At 36.4% G+C, this 15072-nt stretch carries 20 protein-coding genes, 4 pseudogenes and 1 riboswitch; of the genes and pseudogenes, 8 read left to right on the forward strand and 16 right to left on the reverse strand.

Translation table 11 applies throughout. The features are described 5' to 3' along the window. Positions 1-28 precede the first annotated feature (28 nt). On the forward strand, positions 29-1390 hold the full coding sequence (locus tag AS180_RS08530; RefSeq protein WP_062686683.1) for an amino acid permease: 1362 nt from the start codon (positions 29-31) through the stop codon (positions 1388-1390). 72 nt (positions 1391-1462) lie between these two features. Here AS180_RS08530 and AS180_RS08535 read toward each other — a convergent pair whose 3' ends face one another. Next, positions 1463-2134: a zinc-ribbon domain-containing protein gene (locus AS180_RS08535; RefSeq protein ID WP_025909878.1), complete on the reverse strand. Its 672-nt coding sequence runs from the start codon at positions 2132-2134 to the stop codon at positions 1463-1465. 168 nt (positions 2135-2302) lie between these two features. After that, positions 2303-2479: a hypothetical protein gene (locus AS180_RS22445; RefSeq protein WP_156413464.1), complete on the reverse strand. Its 177-nt coding sequence runs from the start codon at positions 2477-2479 to the stop codon at positions 2303-2305. Positions 2480-2661: 182 nt separating this feature from the next. Here AS180_RS22445 and AS180_RS08540 point away from each other — a divergent pair, with 182 nt between their 5' ends. The 6 genes and pseudogenes from AS180_RS08540 to AS180_RS08565 all read left to right on the forward strand — a co-directional run bounded on the left by AS180_RS08540 (position 2662) and on the right by AS180_RS08565 (position 5089). After that, positions 2662-2925, forward strand: a complete 264-nt coding sequence (locus tag AS180_RS08540) for a YesK family protein (RefSeq protein ID WP_025909877.1) — start codon at positions 2662-2664, stop codon at positions 2923-2925. A gap of 49 nt (positions 2926-2974) precedes the next feature. Continuing rightward, on the forward strand, positions 2975-3265 hold the full coding sequence (locus AS180_RS08545; RefSeq protein WP_062686684.1) for a hypothetical protein: 291 nt from the start codon (positions 2975-2977) through the stop codon (positions 3263-3265). 3 nt (positions 3266-3268) lie between these two features. Then, positions 3269-3550 (forward strand): cytochrome c oxidase subunit II, encoded by a 282-nt coding sequence (locus tag AS180_RS08550; RefSeq protein ID WP_062686685.1) that lies wholly within the window; start codon positions 3269-3271, stop codon positions 3548-3550. 239 nt (positions 3551-3789) lie between these two features. After that, positions 3790-4110: an ArsR/SmtB family transcription factor gene (locus AS180_RS08555; RefSeq protein ID WP_025909875.1), complete on the forward strand. Its 321-nt coding sequence runs from the start codon at positions 3790-3792 to the stop codon at positions 4108-4110. Positions 4111-4166: 56 nt separating this feature from the next. Beyond that, positions 4167-4594: pseudogene (locus AS180_RS08560) on the forward strand (DMT family transporter). 21 nt (positions 4595-4615) lie between these two features. Continuing rightward, positions 4616-5089, forward strand: coding sequence for a DMT family transporter (locus AS180_RS08565; protein ID WP_062686686.1), 474 nt, complete (start codon positions 4616-4618; stop codon positions 5087-5089). 38 nt (positions 5090-5127) lie between these two features. Here AS180_RS08565 and kynB read toward each other — a convergent pair. The 3 pseudogenes from kynB to AS180_RS08580 form a co-directional block, all read right to left on the reverse strand. Further along, a pseudogene (kynB, locus tag AS180_RS08570) lies at positions 5128-5751 on the reverse strand (arylformamidase). A gap of 25 nt (positions 5752-5776) precedes the next feature. Beyond that, positions 5777-6022, reverse strand: a pseudogene (locus AS180_RS08575) (tryptophan 2,3-dioxygenase family protein); the annotation flags it as partial. A gap of 53 nt (positions 6023-6075) precedes the next feature. Next, positions 6076-6486, reverse strand: a pseudogene (locus AS180_RS08580) (kynureninase); the annotation flags it as partial. 174 nt (positions 6487-6660) lie between these two features. On the opposite strand from AS180_RS08580, the gene AS180_RS08585 reads away from it, so the two are divergent. After that, on the forward strand, positions 6661-7275 hold the full coding sequence (locus AS180_RS08585; protein ID WP_062686698.1) for a TetR/AcrR family transcriptional regulator: 615 nt from the start codon (positions 6661-6663) through the stop codon (positions 7273-7275). Positions 7276-7299: 24 nt separating this feature from the next. Here AS180_RS08585 and AS180_RS08590 read toward each other — a convergent pair whose 3' ends face one another. The 11 genes from AS180_RS08590 to AS180_RS23185 all read right to left on the reverse strand — a co-directional run bounded on the left by AS180_RS08590 (position 7300) and on the right by AS180_RS23185 (position 15047). Next, positions 7300-8040 (reverse strand): amino acid ABC transporter ATP-binding protein, encoded by a 741-nt coding sequence (locus AS180_RS08590; RefSeq protein ID WP_025909872.1) that lies wholly within the window; start codon positions 8038-8040, stop codon positions 7300-7302. 24 nt (positions 8041-8064) lie between these two features. After that, positions 8065-8793, reverse strand: coding sequence for an amino acid ABC transporter permease (locus AS180_RS08595; protein ID WP_025909871.1), 729 nt, complete (start codon positions 8791-8793; stop codon positions 8065-8067). 66 nt (positions 8794-8859) lie between these two features. Next, the gene (locus AS180_RS08600) at positions 8860-9696 is read right to left on the reverse strand and encodes a transporter substrate-binding domain-containing protein (RefSeq protein WP_061786686.1); all 837 of its coding nucleotides are present in this window, start codon (positions 9694-9696) and stop codon (positions 8860-8862) included. A gap of 108 nt (positions 9697-9804) precedes the next feature. After that, positions 9805-9989, reverse strand: a riboswitch (Lysine riboswitch). A 142-nt stretch (positions 9990-10131) separates the two neighbouring features. Continuing rightward, positions 10132-11007 (reverse strand): YitT family protein, encoded by an 876-nt coding sequence (locus AS180_RS08605; RefSeq protein WP_061786685.1) that lies wholly within the window; start codon positions 11005-11007, stop codon positions 10132-10134. A 183-nt stretch (positions 11008-11190) separates the two neighbouring features. Further along, entirely contained in the window at positions 11191-11319 is a 129-nt protein-coding gene (locus AS180_RS22450) for an AgrD family cyclic lactone autoinducer peptide (RefSeq protein ID WP_139109175.1), read from the reverse strand. Between the two features lie 5 nt (positions 11320-11324). Then, entirely contained in the window at positions 11325-11549 is a 225-nt protein-coding gene (locus AS180_RS08610) for a hypothetical protein (protein WP_025909868.1), read from the reverse strand. 182 nt (positions 11550-11731) lie between these two features. Beyond that, complete coding sequence (locus AS180_RS22455) at positions 11732-11902, reverse strand: hypothetical protein (RefSeq protein ID WP_153301208.1); 171 nt, start codon at positions 11900-11902, stop codon at positions 11732-11734. Next, positions 11895-12200, reverse strand: a complete 306-nt coding sequence (locus tag AS180_RS08615; RefSeq protein ID WP_062686688.1) for an ATP-binding cassette domain-containing protein — start codon at positions 12198-12200, stop codon at positions 11895-11897. The genes AS180_RS22455 and AS180_RS08615 overlap by 8 nt, the downstream gene beginning before the upstream one ends. Continuing rightward, positions 12181-12621, reverse strand: coding sequence for an ATP-binding cassette domain-containing protein (locus AS180_RS08620; RefSeq protein WP_062686689.1), 441 nt, complete (start codon positions 12619-12621; stop codon positions 12181-12183). Before AS180_RS08620 ends, AS180_RS08615 begins: the two co-directional genes overlap by 20 nt. A gap of 14 nt (positions 12622-12635) precedes the next feature. After that, the gene (locus tag AS180_RS08625; protein WP_156413465.1) at positions 12636-14120 is read right to left on the reverse strand and encodes a hypothetical protein; all 1485 of its coding nucleotides are present in this window, start codon (positions 14118-14120) and stop codon (positions 12636-12638) included. A gap of 561 nt (positions 14121-14681) precedes the next feature. Then, a complete protein-coding gene (locus tag AS180_RS23185; RefSeq protein ID WP_152545187.1) occupies positions 14682-15047 on the reverse strand; it encodes a hypothetical protein in 366 nt (121 codons plus the stop codon). Positions 15048-15072 lie beyond the last annotated feature (25 nt).

Below are 15072 nucleotides of genomic sequence, written 5' to 3' on the forward strand. Positions count from 1 at the left end.
CTAGAAAGAAATGAAAGAAGGAATACTTATGCAGGAACAAAAATTAGCAAGAGGTTTAAAAAATAGACATGTCCAATTAATTGCTATTGGAGGTGCTATTGGTACAGGGCTATTTCTCGGATCAGGAAAGTCCATTAACTTAGCGGGACCGTCCATTTTGTTTGCTTATATGATTACAGGACTAATTGGGTTCTTAATTATGCGCTCGCTGGGTGAATTACTCTTAACCAACCTTGATTATCATTCTTTTGTCGATTTTGTTCGTGATTATTTAGGAGACATGCTTGGGTTTATTACGGGTTGGACCTATTGGTTCTGCTGGGTCTGTATCGCTATGGCTGACTTAACAGCTATTGGGCTTTACACTCAGTATTGGTTTCCGTCCGTACCGCAATGGATACCAGGTCTCATTGCGCTTGTCATTTTACTCATGATGAACCTAGCAACGGTCAAGCTATTCGGTGAGATGGAGTTTTGGTTTGCATTAATTAAAATCATTGCCATATTAGCTTTAATTATTGCAGGTACTTTTATGATTATTAGGGGTGCGTCGACACCAAACGGAACTGCTAGCGTAGGGAATTTATGGAATCGCGGAGGCATGTTTCCAAATGGTTTGAACGGATTTATTCTCTCATTCCAAATGGTTGTATTTGCTTTTGTAGGAATCGAGCTCGTAGGATTAACGGCAGGAGAAACAGAGAATCCCGAACACAATATTCCCCTTGCCATTAATAATATCCCTATTCGAATTTTACTTTTCTACATCGGTTCTCTTTTCGTCATCATGAGCATCTATCCTTGGAATGATGTAGATCCATCTCAGAGTCCCTTTGTTCAAGTATTCGCTGCAATCGGAATTATTTCAGCTGCGACAATTGTTAACTTTGTGGTCTTAACATCAGCTGCGTCTGCGGGAAATAGTGCTGTATTTAGTACAAGCCGCATGGTTTATTCCCTAGCTAAAGATCAGGATGCACCAAATTCTTTAGCAAAAATAAACGAGCGACAAGTTCCCGCAAACGGACTCTTTTTCTCAACTGTGGTCATTTTAATCGGAGTTGTCTTAAATTACACCATGCCAGAAGGTGTATTTACCTTAATCACGAGTATTTCAACCGTATCATTCATTTATATATGGGGGATTATCGTTATTTGTCATATGAAATACAAAAAAGATCGCCCTGATTTAGCAAAAGAAAATCCATTCAAAATGCCGCTTTACCCGTTTACTAACTATTTAGTTTTAGTCTTTTTAGCATTTATTTTAGTGGTATTAACACTCGCTCCGGATACGCGCGTTGCACTGTTTGTCACGCCGCTTTGGTTTATTTTGCTCGTTGTTCTCTATAAAGTTAAAAAAACAAGACAAGATTCTTTACATCATTGACAAAATGAACAAAAAGCATCTTCACTAAAAATCTAGAAAGTGAGGATGCTTTACTTTATAAAACTTATTGACTTATTCGATGCCTAGCTTCTCAATTCGCCTCATTAATCGTTCTTTATATATGCCAGAAGAGAAAGCTGTTTGATCTAAATAGTCTTCTGCTTGGTTTTCGTATTCGTCTACCTTTTCAAGCTCTTCTTCATTTCCTGTTTTAAAATACTCACCTGCTCCAATCATCAGCTCGCTGTGAGTATGAAACGCTTTTAATAGTAGTTCATGGTCATGTTCAAACATTTCTGGTGGCTTTACGCCCTTTAATTCTTTATAAATGTCTTCAAACTCCCCTTGTGCTCTTTCAGCAGGCTTTGTTAATTGTTTAAACTCTGAATCCCATTCCATGTTGACATCAACGGAGCTATTTTCAATTGAACTAGAAAACTGTTCTTGCACCGCTACATCCTTTACTAATAAATCGAGAGCGAGCTGTTCATATTCTGCTTCCGTGAGCTTTTTTGGAATCATTATGTAAATGATGACACCGATAATTAAAATAAGGCCAGCAATAGTGATTTTTTTATTGTTCTTTCCTGTACCTATCACTTCTTCTACACGCGATGCTGACGCGTTCTGCTTTTTTTGTACAGGTTCGCTTATCTTTTTACTTCGATTAATTACTGCACCACATCCGCTACAAAATTGATCTTCCCCTCCCAATGAATTTCCACAGTTCGTGCAAAACTTCATCTGCGCCCCCTCCTGTCTATTTTTTATACACAACTAGTAAAATTATACTACAAACAAACTGAGAGAGATAGACCAATTAACCTATTACATACTATGTTTGTACAGTAGTGTTTTTAAACGGTTTACATACTAAAAGGTTGAGGAATCCCCTCAACCTTTTTCATGCTCTTACCCTGCAAAAAAGCTAATAACTCCCAGCAGTACTAAAAGAATTAAAATAATCGAAATAACCTGCACAAATCTAAAAACAAATCGCAAACTAGAGTTATTGTTTCTTTGATCTAGCTTATTATTTAAGTCATCTAACTTTCTTTCTATTTCACTTAGACGGTCTTCTGTATTCATTTGACAACCCCTTCTATCTATTAAAAGTTGTTTATCATTATAGTACATGATAGAAATTTTTGTAAATACCTCTATGATGTTTATCCACAAAGACACCCTTTTAATAAATCCCATATTATGTTAAATTGGAATTAATATCCTTATTCATACTTAGAGCTTTATTAACGGAAAAGGAGGACATTATGCTAAATTCATATACGTTTATCATTATGACTACTTTAGTGATTCTTATTTTTTCTTATCTTATTGGACGAAAGAAAGAATCGTTGAGATATGTAATCCCCCTTGCTGTAGCAGTACTTAGCCTAGCAGGGTTTATAATTAGCTTACTAGTTGGAGGATGGGAAGGGCTTGGTTATGGGGCATTGAGCATCATGGTTTTTGTAGCTGCCGTGCTGTCTTTACTCATTGTGACAATTTCTCAAATGGTGAAGCGTAGAAGATAGTTGTTCCACATGGAACTATTTTACTTTCTCTAAGGAGGAATACTGTGCTATGGATATCGTTTTGGATTTTATTCTTGGAAATCTCTTTATTTTTATCATGATTTTATTTCTAGTATTCTTCATTAGTATTCTGATTAAGAAAAGAGTGCTGATTCTCACTTTTTCTATCTTCACGCTTATAAGTGGCTTACTTTTACTCATTTATGCTTTTAACACTATAACAGGGTTTGATTTAGTCGATGCACAAATGAAAAGTGTGATTGTAATTGGAATAGGACTATTACTCATTCTATTATCAAGTATTTTTATTATTAACCAAGAATTAAAAAGGAGACTGTAACAAATGGGATTTGATTTTTTATTAATTGCGATTGTTGTTATTGGGATTACGTTCTTTTTCTCTAAGAGATACAAGAAAACAGAAAAGGTTGATAAAGACTTTGCAGTTAGCTACTACAAGCTGTCTTATCGCCGAAAAATGATTCGTACGCTTACAAGTATTCCGTTCATCATCGTTGCTTGCGGAGTTCTGTACTACCTTTCAGATTGGCCTCTTCCCATATACTTTGGGTTTGTCGGTTTAATTAGCGTGATCTTTCTTGTTCAATGTTCAAGTTCTTTATAATTATAAAATGTGGAAAAAAGAAGAACAGGGCTAACTTTTAAAATAGATTATTTAGGCAACACTAGAGATACCCTTACGTAAAGAGATGTCTCAACATGAACTCATGGATGCAAAACGTAGATTTTTCAGTTATTTTATCTTTTATTGTGTTTGCCTTTGTATTACCTTGGCATATGCGGTTTATAAAAAAGGTAAACTAAAAACTTTACATATCGAGAAATATCGATTAATATAGAATCATGGAAAATAAACTTGTAGATATTTTTAAGGTTTTGGGCAATGAAACTCGTTTAGAAATGTTGAAGTGGTTAAAAGATCCAATGGAGCATTTTGATAAGCCTACTGCGCACCTGTCAAAAACTATTAGTGACAAAGGTGGTATTTGTGTGGGAGATATTCAAGAACGCGCAAACTTATCACAATCCACTACTTCGCATTATCTATCAATGCTTCAGCGCATTGGATTATTAGAATCAGAAAGACATGGAAAATGGACGTATTACCGCAGAAACGAAAAAAAAATTGCGGAGATTGCTGAAATCATAAAAAAAGAGCTGTAAGTTCTTTTTTTTTTGCTTTAACATATCTATAAATCTCGATATAAGGATGTGAAAGTATGAAATTTTGGATTTATATTGTGGCTGTGTTAGCTGGAATGTCCCTCAGTATTGAAGGGGCTATTTACGGTGTGCTAGGTCAATCCGTCGGAAAACTAGAAAGCAGCTTTTATAACTTCGCGGTTGGTTCTGTTATTTTAGGAATCGTTGTGCTTTTTTAGGAAAAGGTTCGCTTTCCTACGCGGCAAAAGCACCAAAATGGCAGCTTACAGGAGGAGTATTTGGCGTCATTTATTTAACGATTTTAGTTATTGGCGTTCCGCTTCTAGGCGTTGGCTTAACAATGATTAGCGTAATTGTCGGACAAATGGCGATGAGCATGGTTATTGAGCATAAAGGGTGGTTAGGTAGTAGCAAAACACCCATTACAAAAGAAAAAGTAATGGCCGTTGCGTTGATGGCAATTGCTTTACTACTCGTTTTTTAATTAATTAAAGGAGGTTTTACGATGAGTTTTATCTTGCTCATTGCAGCTGTTATCGGTGGCGTTTTACTTAGCGCTCAATCTTCCGTAAACGGCGTGCTCAGCAGAAAAGCCGGTACGTATGAAAGCGCGTTTCTTACCTTTGCAACAGGTACACTTGTTTTATTTTTACTTATTTTATTCTTTGGCAAAGGTGACGTATTAGCTCTTTTAGATGCGCCAAAATGGCAGCTAAGTGCGGTTTGGTTTGGGGTTAGCTATTTATTTTTAACTGTTTTAGCCGTTCCGCAAATCGGCGTCATTGCAGCCAACATTTCAACAGTTATCGGTCAGCTAAGCGCAGGTATTATTATTGATCACTTTGGATTCTTTGGCGGTGCACAAATTTCATTGGATTGGAAGCGTGGACTCGCTATTGTACTGATGTTAATTGCCCTAAGACTGATCTATGTTGGAAACAAAAAGTCTGTTGAAAAATCAACTTCAAAAGCTGCATAGACGATAAAAGCCACTCTAAGCGAGTGGCTTTTTTTGGATTATCTCTTTCTCAACACCGCGCGTACTGGACTTCCGTCCGCTTCCGTTAGTGAAAGTGGCAAAGCAGCTAGCTCATAGTCTCCTTCCTCAATAGCATTAAGAACAAGTCCTTCTAAAATATGAACGTTATGTGCCGCCAGCTCATGGTGCGCAGCTAGCTCTTTGCTATCAAGCGAGTCCACTGAAGGTAAGTCGATACCGAGTAAACTAACACTTTGATTTGAAAGATAAGCGGCTACTCCTAGATCGACAGGTGGAATAGACGTTGGAAAAGTCTCGCGATTTGTCCACGCACCGGTCTTGATAAGCAGTCGCGTTACCCCAGTTAAGTCGATTTTCTTTAGCTCTTCAACGCTTATACTGGAAGGATTGTGAAGATGCACAACTTTTGCTTCTCCAATATAAAGATTCACGTCTAAGTCCTTTACTTTTTTCCCTTCACTATCAAAATGAAACGGCGCGTCAATATGAGTACCCGTATGTACACTCATTGTAATTTCACCTACATTTACTGAGCTAGACTCCTCTTTACTCCAGCTCACTCTGTAGGAAAACGGCGTATCACCTGGTCAACATGCCACCTTGTTGCTGAGCAGCTGTGAAACATCGATCCATTTATTCATTATCTAGCACCCTTTCTATTTATCCTTATAGCTTAGTACGCAGACTCCATAATTCCGGGAAGAAGTGCTTATCGAGCGCACGCTTTAAATAGTTTACCCCCGAAGAACCTCCTGTTCCCGGCTTATTGCTGATAATTCGTTCAACGGTACTCATATGGCTAAAACGCCATGTTTGCTGCTGGTTACCAATATCAACAAGCTTTTCAGCTAACTCATAAAGATCCCAGTACTGATCAACGTTTCGATAAACTGTTAGCCATGCTTCATCCACAGCTCGCTTGCTTGGTGAATAACAATAAACAGCATTTCATCATGGTGATTCGAGAGGCGCTGCTGGCTTTGAAGCGCATAGATATCAGATGGAAATGTCAGCTCATCCGCTAAAATTTTGGTGCGTGTTCCGCTTGGTTCGTAAAACGTTGAAATGAGTTGATGAAGGTTCACAGTTGTTGAACCTGTTACAATAACCTCTTCAGGAAAGCCTCCTACAAGTGGTGCCATCATTTCACCGAGCTTTTCAGATAGTGAAAACCAAGGATGCTTACCCTGTGTCCAACCATCAATCCCCTTCTCTTTCCAATCTGTGATGACTTCCATCAGCGTTGTTTCCGCTGGCTTTGATAGAAGACCTAGCGAGTTTCCGTCCATATAAATAGCGTCTTGTTTGAGGTGAAATTCTTCTCGAAAAACCACTAATTCATCCTGCGCATTCTTTTGTTGAATCAAACATCGCAGCCTCCTCCTTTTAGCATTTGTAATCGCTATCTTAACCAAAGATTATCAAAAAATATGACATGATGTCAATATTATATTTCCGAAAATTATAAACATTTTAACAACTATCTCTTTTCCTTTTATGAGATTTTCTATATGCTAGAAACTAAAGAAAGATGGAAGGGAGCATACATCATGACAGAGCATAACGTAGAAGATAAACGACATTTGCGTTCGATTAAAACGCGCCAAAAACTATTACAAGCAGCCAAAGAAGTATTTATGGAAGAAGGCTTTCAAAAAACAACCATTAAACAAGTTATTGAAAAAGCAGAAGTTGGCTATGGAACAGCATACGTTCATTTTAAAGGAAAAGAAGAACTGTTAATCGTACTCATGGACAGCGTCATGGCAGAATTCTATAAGATTGCAGAAACCTCCTTTTTTCCACAAACAAAAGAGGAAGCAACGAACATCATCCACAGGCAAACGAATGCTTTTTTACATATGGCTGAGCATGAGCGCAGTATGATGCAGGTATTCGAACAAGCAATCGGCATCTCTCCTGTCGTGTCGGAAAGCTGGAAGAATATTCGAAGGAAATTTATTCAGCGCATCTCACAAGATATCGCTTATGCCCAAGAGAAGGGACTTGCTAGAGATGAATTAAATCATGAACTAGTGGCAAGAGGCTGGTTTTTCACCAATGAAATGTACCTCTGGGATATCGTTCGGCATGAATACGAAAGCTCCATTGAAGAAATTGCGCGGAACATCGCATCTGTTTACATTCGAGGGCTATATAAATAAGAAAATGCCCACAGGGGCTTTTTCTTATTTGTCTTTTAACGTACGTTTTAAGAACTCACGCGTACGTTCGTGCGTTGGATGATTAAAGATTTGCTCAGGAGTACCCTCTTCTGCAATAACGCCTTTATCCATAAAGACAATGCGATCCGATACCTCTTTAGCAAATTCCATTTCATGCGTTACGATAAGCATTGTTAGACCTGACTCTGCAAGCTCCTTCATAACCTTTAATACTTCTCCCACCATCTCAGGGTCTAAAGCCGATGTTGGTTCATCAAATAAAAGGACATCCGGCTGCATGGACAAAGCGCGAGCAATGGCCACGCGCTGCTTTTGACCACCTGAAAGCTGTCTTGGCTTCGCATTGATGTACTGATCCATCCCCACGACCTTCAAATAGCCTAACGCTACCTTTTCAGCTTCTTCTTTTGAACGCTTTAACACTTTGACTTGTCCTACCACACAGTTATTTAAAACATTATGGTTATCAAATAAATTAAACTGTTGAAAGACCATTCCTAAATTTTTACGATACTCAAATAGATTATGCTGATCATCCAGAACATTTTCCCCGTTATAAATAATTTGGCCACCGTTCGGCTGCTCTAATAAATTGATACAACGAAGGAGCGTTGATTTCCCCGAGCCCGAAGAACCAATAATGGTCACAACTTCTCCTTTGTTAACAGAGAAATTAATATCTTTTAATACTTCATGACTTCCATACGCTTTGTTTAAATGTTGAATATCAATTACTTGTTCCATTTTCTTATACCTCCTTACCCTTCATTATCGATTTTGGTCCGTTTTAATCATCGTGTAGCTGTCGGGTCCGTCTAATTTACGCTCAAAGTAGCGCAGAATTTGCGATACTATAAACGTCATGACAAAGTAAATCATACAAGCAACAAAGAATGACTCAAAATATCTAAAGTTGTTTCCTGCTACTGATTTCGTGACAAAGTATAGCTCGGAAACGGAAATAACGTTTAATACCGACGTATCTTTAATGTTAATCACAAACTGGTTACCCGTTGCTGGTAAGATATTACGAATGACTTGAGGTAAAACAACGTTCATCATTGTTTGATAATGATTCATGCCAATGGCTTTGGCTGCCTCAAACTGTCCTTTATCAACGGAAATAATCCCGCCACGTACAATTTCAGCCATATATGCTCCTGTATTAATTGATACAACAATAACCGCTGCCAACATCACGTTCATATCAAAGCCAAATGCAAGCGCTGAACCATAGTAAATAACCATTGCTTGCACAATCATTGGCGTACCTCGGAAAAATTCAATGTATACAGATAAAACGAAATTCGTTACCTTCAATCCTGCTTTTTTCAGCCCGCTCGTTGGCGTTGGAACAGTTCGGATAATACCAGCAACTAACCCAATGACCGCCCCAATAATGGTACCTGTCAGCGCAATTAATAGCGTCATCCCAGCTCCGCGTAAAAACATTGGCCAGTTTTCTGAGATGATTGTAATAACCCATTCAAAACTCATCGTTCTTCCTCCCTTACCTCATTACAAAACCGACTGTATGTAGATACAGCCGGTGTTATGTCATCATTATTTTGCTGCAGGTTGGTTTTTGATTGCCGCATCCATAATGCTTGTGCGTTCTTCTTCTGAAATACCTTTTAAGATTTTGTTGATTTCTTCTTTTAGCTCACTGTCTTTTTTAAGACCCACGGCTACAGCTGTATCGTCAGCTGATGTTTTGAAGCCATCCTTGAATTCAACCATTGCAAAATTATCATTTGCTGCTGAAGCACTTACTGCTTCAGGTCGCTCTGATACATAACCATCAATAACTCCTGATTCTAGCGCTACGCGCATTGCTGGGAAATTATCCATTGCTGTTTCTTTTGATACACCTTTAATTTGATCAATGACGGAGTAGTGAAACGTGTTTAATTGAGCCGTAATTTTTGCGCCTTTGAAATCTGCAATCTTCGTAGCACCTTCATACTTACTACCTTTTTTCACAACCATTACTAGGTTTGAATTATAGTAGTTATCAGAGAAATCAATTGTTTCTTTTCGCTCTGCAGTCGGTGACATTCCTGCCACAATCGCATCAATTTTACCTGATGTTAAGGCTGGTACAAGACCATCCCACTCAGTTTTTACAATCACTAGCTCTTTGCCTAATCCATCAGCAATTTTCTTAGCCATCTCAACATCATAGCCGCCTGCATACTGTGAGCCGCCCTTAATTTTAACCGCTCCGTTTGAATCGTCATTTTGAGTCCAGTTAAATGGTGGATAGCCTGCTTCCAAGCCTACCGTAAACGTATCAGCGTCTCCTGAACCCGATGCTGACTCACTGCTTTGACCACAGCCTGCTAATAAAACGACTGCTGAAAGCAATAATGTTAAGAAAAATCCTGCTTTTCTTTTCATAGTTTGTTTCCCCCTTATATCTTTTTAAGCTTTGAAGACAATAAAAAAACGACCCGAGATTTACTCAGGTCGTTTCATTCATCGTTCCCTAAAGTCCTCTCTTTTAAAAGATGAGATAGCACAACTCAATAAGCTGGTAAACTTATTGAGACAGTCCTGCAGTTCTTCACTACAGACCCAGCAAGCAATTGTTGAGAACAATTTACTCACTTCGGCGATATTTCCTTCTCTCTAGCTTCAACGTCTCTCAAACTCTGCTAAAGACTGTTAAATACCGCGCCTCTACCTCACTTGACTAAAAGTGAGGTCTTATTAAATTTGTTTCAAGTCTACATCTTTCTTCCTAATCTGTCAATATGGTTTTTATTGGATTATTTTCCAACTAATTCTTTCAGCTCTAAAAAAAACAATTTTATACAGAATAAAAAGGATGATTTAATGAATGTTGGTTTTTCTAAAGTTTCCACCCTTTACTTCGGCAACGTCATACACGCGCACAAAAGCATCCGGATCGATTTCGCTGATAATTTCCTTCATTTTACTTTCTTCTAAACGGTTAATAACACACGTAATCTCTTTGAACTTTTCGTGAGAATATCCGCCGTATACTTCTTTATATGTAGCGCTTCGACCTAGTCGATCACGAATTGTTTTAACCATTAAAACAGGCTCATTTGTAATGATTTCAAACGCTTTTGAACCGCTTAACCCAACTTCAACGACATGAATAACCTTTGAAGCGATGAAGTAAGCAATGGCAGAAAGAATGGCTCCTTGCAAGCCAAACACAAAAGAAACCACGATAAATACAAACATATTTAGAAATAAAATAAGATCACTTGTTCCAAACGGTGACTTTCGTGAAAGGAGTACAGCAAGCATATCAATACCGTCCAATGCTCCTCCATTACGCAGTGCTAGACCCATTCCAAAACCAAGGATTACACCACCTACAACGGTTACTAAAAGCGTATCTCCTTCAATAATGGCTGGAGTGTGATGCATAAGAGTTGTACTAACTGCTAAAGAAGCAATACCGATGGTTGAAAAAATAGCGAAGCTTTTTCCAATTTGCTGATAACCTAACCAGATGAAGGGAAGATTGATGATGGCGATTAAAACGCCTAGTGGAATTCCAAAGAGCTGTGAACCAACGATGCTAAGTCCCGTCACCCCCCCGTCAGATACGCTATTTGGAATTAATACTGTTTCTAACCCATAACCTGCGATAATGCCACCAATGATGACTAAAAGGCCCCGAAACAATAGTTTTTGTTTACTCGATTTTCGATGCTGTTTTAACGCATTCATGTAATTCCTCACTTCTAATATTTTTTGACACAAATAATTTTATCATAAAATCATCTTCATTTATAAAATTAAGGTATCTCTAAAAGGTACTAAGCATAAAAAACGTAAATAGCCAGTCATCGGTTCAACACCGACAACTGGCTATTTAACTACTTTAAAAATAGAAATAATTACAAAAACTTATTATAGCTCTTCGTCTTCATCTTCAGGCAATTCAGGTTCATACAGTCCTAGAAAACAACTTGTTGTAAAGGTAGCTTGTGTCATAAATAAACCTGTAGCAGCAACAAAATTATAAAGATACTTTTTCATTTAAATCAATCTCCTTTTTTATTATTCGTTAATAAGTGTTGAGAAAGTAAGTACGTAATAATTCCATATAGAACTAAAATAATGAAGATATTGACCCCCAGTTTTCTTTGCACTTTTAGTTGACTAAAGAATTTAACTGGACTAAATAGTGCGCTAACTAGACTAATGGGATTGGTAGTCGAGAGTGATACAGATTGTTTATTTTCCATTACTTCAGATTGATTCATCATGGTACTTTCTCATCCTCCTGTTTGTTCGTTGCTTCCTGAATAAATAGTACAATAAAAACCCAAAGAATAAACATTTTTTAGATATTGTGGTCGTTTTTTGTATTTTCAGGGGTTATTTTGCTAATATTAGTGACGAAAATAAAAAGACTAAATCCTTAATTTTTTAAGGACTTAGTCTTTTCTTACTTTTTTCTTCTAACAAATTCATATGTTGTAATCGAAAAAACAATAATTATAATCAAAGAGATGACCATAATATCCTTTACCTCTCCTTGATAAATAGCTAATATAAGTGGCGGTGAAGCGAATAGTAAAAACACGATAGTAGCCAGTATAAAGAATTTTTTAGTCATGCTGAGTGCCTCCTGACATATTTAACATTGAAATAAAGTAGTCTTCTAAGCTTTCATTTTTTGTAAAAACACTTGATATATCGCTTTCTATTTTCAAGATTTTTCCTTCATTAATAAAGACTAAAGAGTCACAAAATGTTTGTGCTACTTCTAGCTGATGAGTAGAGAGCAAAATAGAATTACCTGCTGATACATAATCTTTTAAAATTGATTTTATTTTTTTCATATTAATCGGATCAATACCCGATATGAACTCATCTAACAATAAGACGCTAGGCTTATTCAGTAAGCTGCCCATCAAAGCTAATTTTTTTTTTATTACCTAAAGATAAATTTTTAATTTTCTTATCGATTTCTTTCTCTAAATGATAGTAAACAACTTGTTTCTCTACTTCCTCTTTAGATAGATTCAAATCAGTTAATTCCATGATGAACTTTATATATTCTCGACCCGTTAACTCGTCGTATAAATACGGATGGTCAGGTATAAAGGTGACTTCTTTCTTCATTTTCTCTATGCTTTCATTATGCAAAAGCACCTTTCCCTCATCCGGTGTAAGGAGTCCCATTGCAATTTTCAACGTTGTGGTTTTACCCGCTCCATTCTGACCAAGAAATGCCGTGATTTTCCCTTTTTCAATATCAAATGAGATATGGTCTAATATGCGTTTGGTTTCAAACGATTTACTGACGTTTTGAAAGCTTAAAGAGTAGTTCATACAATCCCTTCTCTCTATAGGTTTATTTGTTCAAAGCTTGATTTTTTAACCAACAGTTTGGAAACGAGCGGCAGCGCTATTCCAACGAATAAAAGAAGAATCATTCCAGCCATGCCCCACTGAATGACGATATAACTTGAAACCCCAATACTACCCACTAAAAACAAAGCCGTAGGAAGCATCAATAGTGGAACCATTAACCCAACAGTCGCAAAACGGATCACATCTGCGACAATTTTTTTATCTGGATAATCATCTAGCTGTTCGATATTTTCATAATTAAAATGTGGTCTAAGTACCCCTGGCAAGAACATTAATAAAGCAAAGAAGAAAAAGCTAATAATATGCAATAACAGAGTCATGATACTTAACATGAGTGGCATTTGATTAACGAAAAAGAATAGGATATCTGCGACAATAAACAAAGGTAAACTTGTCAAAGCGAATAGATGAAATCGATATTTAAACACATCCCATAATGATTTTCCATTTAATAAATAAGTAATTACTTGCTTCCCTTCCCCGTCCACAGAAAACATGCCATTTAACTCGGTGAAAATTGAATATACATAGAAATAAGTTAGGAAAAATAAATAAAATGACATGATTAAAAAATAAATCTCTTCACTTTGATCAAGACTTTGCAGAAGACCTGTAATTACTCCCCAAATTACCCAAAATAAAAATGACCCTAGAACAACTGGAAACCGATAGCGTAAGTAATCCGTTCGATAATGATGCTTCGCTAAAATGGTTGTATACGATGTGCCAGGAATAACTTTAGATAAAAGAGTATTGAAAGCCTCTATTCTCTTAAAAGGATAATACGGAGTTCTTCTATGATGATTCATTTTTGATAAAATGGATAAAAGAACGATTACTCCTATAAAGAACATCGCTAGCTTCAGCAAGGCATGGAGTTGAAGGCCATTAAACAAAATGTCTGAAAACACGTTATACGGCATATAGGGATGTAAAAAGATGTTTGATAGTGGTGCTAAAATAGAAGAGATGACGTCTACTCCCTCATTGATCCACTCATTGTAATGTTCATAATTGACATTATTGCTCGTTAGAGGAAATTCCTTAATCCACGGAGAACTCATTTTTCCAACAAAAAACGCTGTATACACAATTAAAAGGCGAAGAATTAGGTTCGTTAACAATCTCAAAAAGAAATTCCATTTATAATGCTGTAGCTTCATATAATTGTTATGCAATATTGAAACAAGTAAAGTTAGCAGCAGGTAGCTTCCTAACGTTAAAATTAGTAAGCTAGCAAGATAAACTTTATTTACACCTGTAACAACGCCTAAAGCTAATAGAATTGGGATGTAGTTAAAGATAAAATCCTTCGTGTCCCACACAATCGATTCTAAATAGAGAAAGATGCTTGCTTTTCTTTGCTTGATCTTTAACGTAATCATTAACCATTCTTGGTCTTTGGATTGTATTTGCCATTTAGAAGAACTTACCCCCGAAATAAAGGCAAAAATCATAATCAAACAAAATAAAATGGACCAAAGAATCTCCCCATTTTGTTGTATGGAAGACAACGTCTTTAGAATTAGATTAATCACTAGACTTTGCTTCGCTTCACCATTTGTTAAATGTTCGTTAAGAACTACGTATTTTAAAAGGAAATACGTTCCGAAAAAAATCAAACATGAATTAATTATATTTTGAATAAAAAATAAGACCCAGAGGCTTCTTCCGACTGATAAATCTCTAAAGATTTTAATATAGTTCCATTGATTTTTCCATCGAATAAAAAGCTTCCATTTCAGCCATTTGCTTAGCATTTTTTCACCCCTCCACTATATTTCATTACAATATAGTAACTCAGAAAACTTCTTACAATAATTTAGAATAAACATACATATATGTCTATATATTCTGCTTATCTAGGAGATTTTTTGTCTTATCAGGGTCAAAATACCATCTGTTCAACTCGTTATATTAACCAAGTATTGCTATTTTTAGAAATAATTATCGCAATTAACATATTAAAAAAATTCAATATATGCTATTTTATATATCGTAAAGGGTTGTTAGCATAATTAAAAATAGGAGGTAAAAAGAATTAAAATGAACTTCTTCGTTGAAGTAATAGGCACCTTTTTAGAGGTTTTTTCATTAATATTTTTCTTGATTGCCTTTTTAGGTATTAAATTTTCGAAAGTAAAAGCACAGTTCATAGCAGTCAACTCAATCGGAGTAGCATCGATTATGCTGTTAAAGTTAACGACCAATTTTTCACACGCCATTACTTTTTTATGCAGCTTTCTCATTTTATTCATCTTAGGAAGCTTAATTTTTAAGATTAGCTTTTCTGCTGCCTTTATTTCAGTCGTACTCGGTTTATGTATTTTATTATTAGGAGAATTGATAGCGCTCCTTTTTTTAGGCAATATCTTTGATGTCATAAGCTTTTTGGAAGCTTATTCCTTT

Source organism: Priestia veravalensis (genome assembly GCF_001457055.1).
Taxonomy (GTDB): Bacteria; Bacillota; Bacilli; order Bacillales; family Bacillaceae_H; genus Priestia; species Priestia flexa.

Coding starts and splice junctions, on each gene's coding strand:
- AS180_RS08530 (WP_062686683.1), top strand. CDS start 29: ATGCAGGAACAAAAATTAGCAAGAGGTTTAAAAAATAGACATGTCCAA.
- AS180_RS08535 (WP_025909878.1), bottom strand. CDS start 2,134: ATGAAGTTTTGCACGAACTGTGGAAATTCATTGGGAGGGGAAGATCAA.
- AS180_RS22445 (WP_156413464.1), bottom strand. CDS start 2,479: ATGAATACAGAAGACCGTCTAAGTGAAATAGAAAGAAAGTTAGATGAC.
- AS180_RS08540 (WP_025909877.1), top strand. CDS start 2,662: ATGCTAAATTCATATACGTTTATCATTATGACTACTTTAGTGATTCTT.
- AS180_RS08545 (WP_062686684.1), top strand. CDS start 2,975: ATGGATATCGTTTTGGATTTTATTCTTGGAAATCTCTTTATTTTTATC.
- AS180_RS08550 (WP_062686685.1), top strand. CDS start 3,269: ATGGGATTTGATTTTTTATTAATTGCGATTGTTGTTATTGGGATTACG.
- AS180_RS08555 (WP_025909875.1), top strand. CDS start 3,790: ATGGAAAATAAACTTGTAGATATTTTTAAGGTTTTGGGCAATGAAACT.
- AS180_RS08565 (WP_062686686.1), top strand. CDS start 4,616: ATGAGTTTTATCTTGCTCATTGCAGCTGTTATCGGTGGCGTTTTACTT.
- AS180_RS08585 (WP_062686698.1), top strand. CDS start 6,661: ATGACAGAGCATAACGTAGAAGATAAACGACATTTGCGTTCGATTAAA.
- AS180_RS08590 (WP_025909872.1), bottom strand. CDS start 8,040: ATGGAACAAGTAATTGATATTCAACATTTAAACAAAGCGTATGGAAGT.
- AS180_RS08595 (WP_025909871.1), bottom strand. CDS start 8,793: ATGAGTTTTGAATGGGTTATTACAATCATCTCAGAAAACTGGCCAATG.
- AS180_RS08600 (WP_061786686.1), bottom strand. CDS start 9,696: ATGAAAAGAAAAGCAGGATTTTTCTTAACATTATTGCTTTCAGCAGTC.
- AS180_RS08605 (WP_061786685.1), bottom strand. CDS start 11,007: ATGAATGCGTTAAAACAGCATCGAAAATCGAGTAAACAAAAACTATTG.
- AS180_RS22450 (WP_139109175.1), bottom strand. CDS start 11,319: ATGAAAAAGTATCTTTATAATTTTGTTGCTGCTACAGGTTTATTTATG.
- AS180_RS08610 (WP_025909868.1), bottom strand. CDS start 11,549: ATGATGAATCAATCTGAAGTAATGGAAAATAAACAATCTGTATCACTC.
- AS180_RS22455 (WP_153301208.1), bottom strand. CDS start 11,902: ATGACTAAAAAATTCTTTATACTGGCTACTATCGTGTTTTTACTATTC.
- AS180_RS08615 (WP_062686688.1), bottom strand. CDS start 12,200: ATGGGCAGCTTACTGAATAAGCCTAGCGTCTTATTGTTAGATGAGTTC.
- AS180_RS08620 (WP_062686689.1), bottom strand. CDS start 12,621: ATGAACTACTCTTTAAGCTTTCAAAACGTCAGTAAATCGTTTGAAACC.
- AS180_RS08625 (WP_156413465.1), bottom strand. CDS start 14,120: ATGATTTTTGCCTTTATTTCGGGGGTAAGTTCTTCTAAATGGCAAATA.
- AS180_RS23185 (WP_152545187.1), bottom strand. CDS start 15,047: ATGACATCAAAGATATTGCCTAAAAAAAGGAGCGCTATCAATTCTCCT.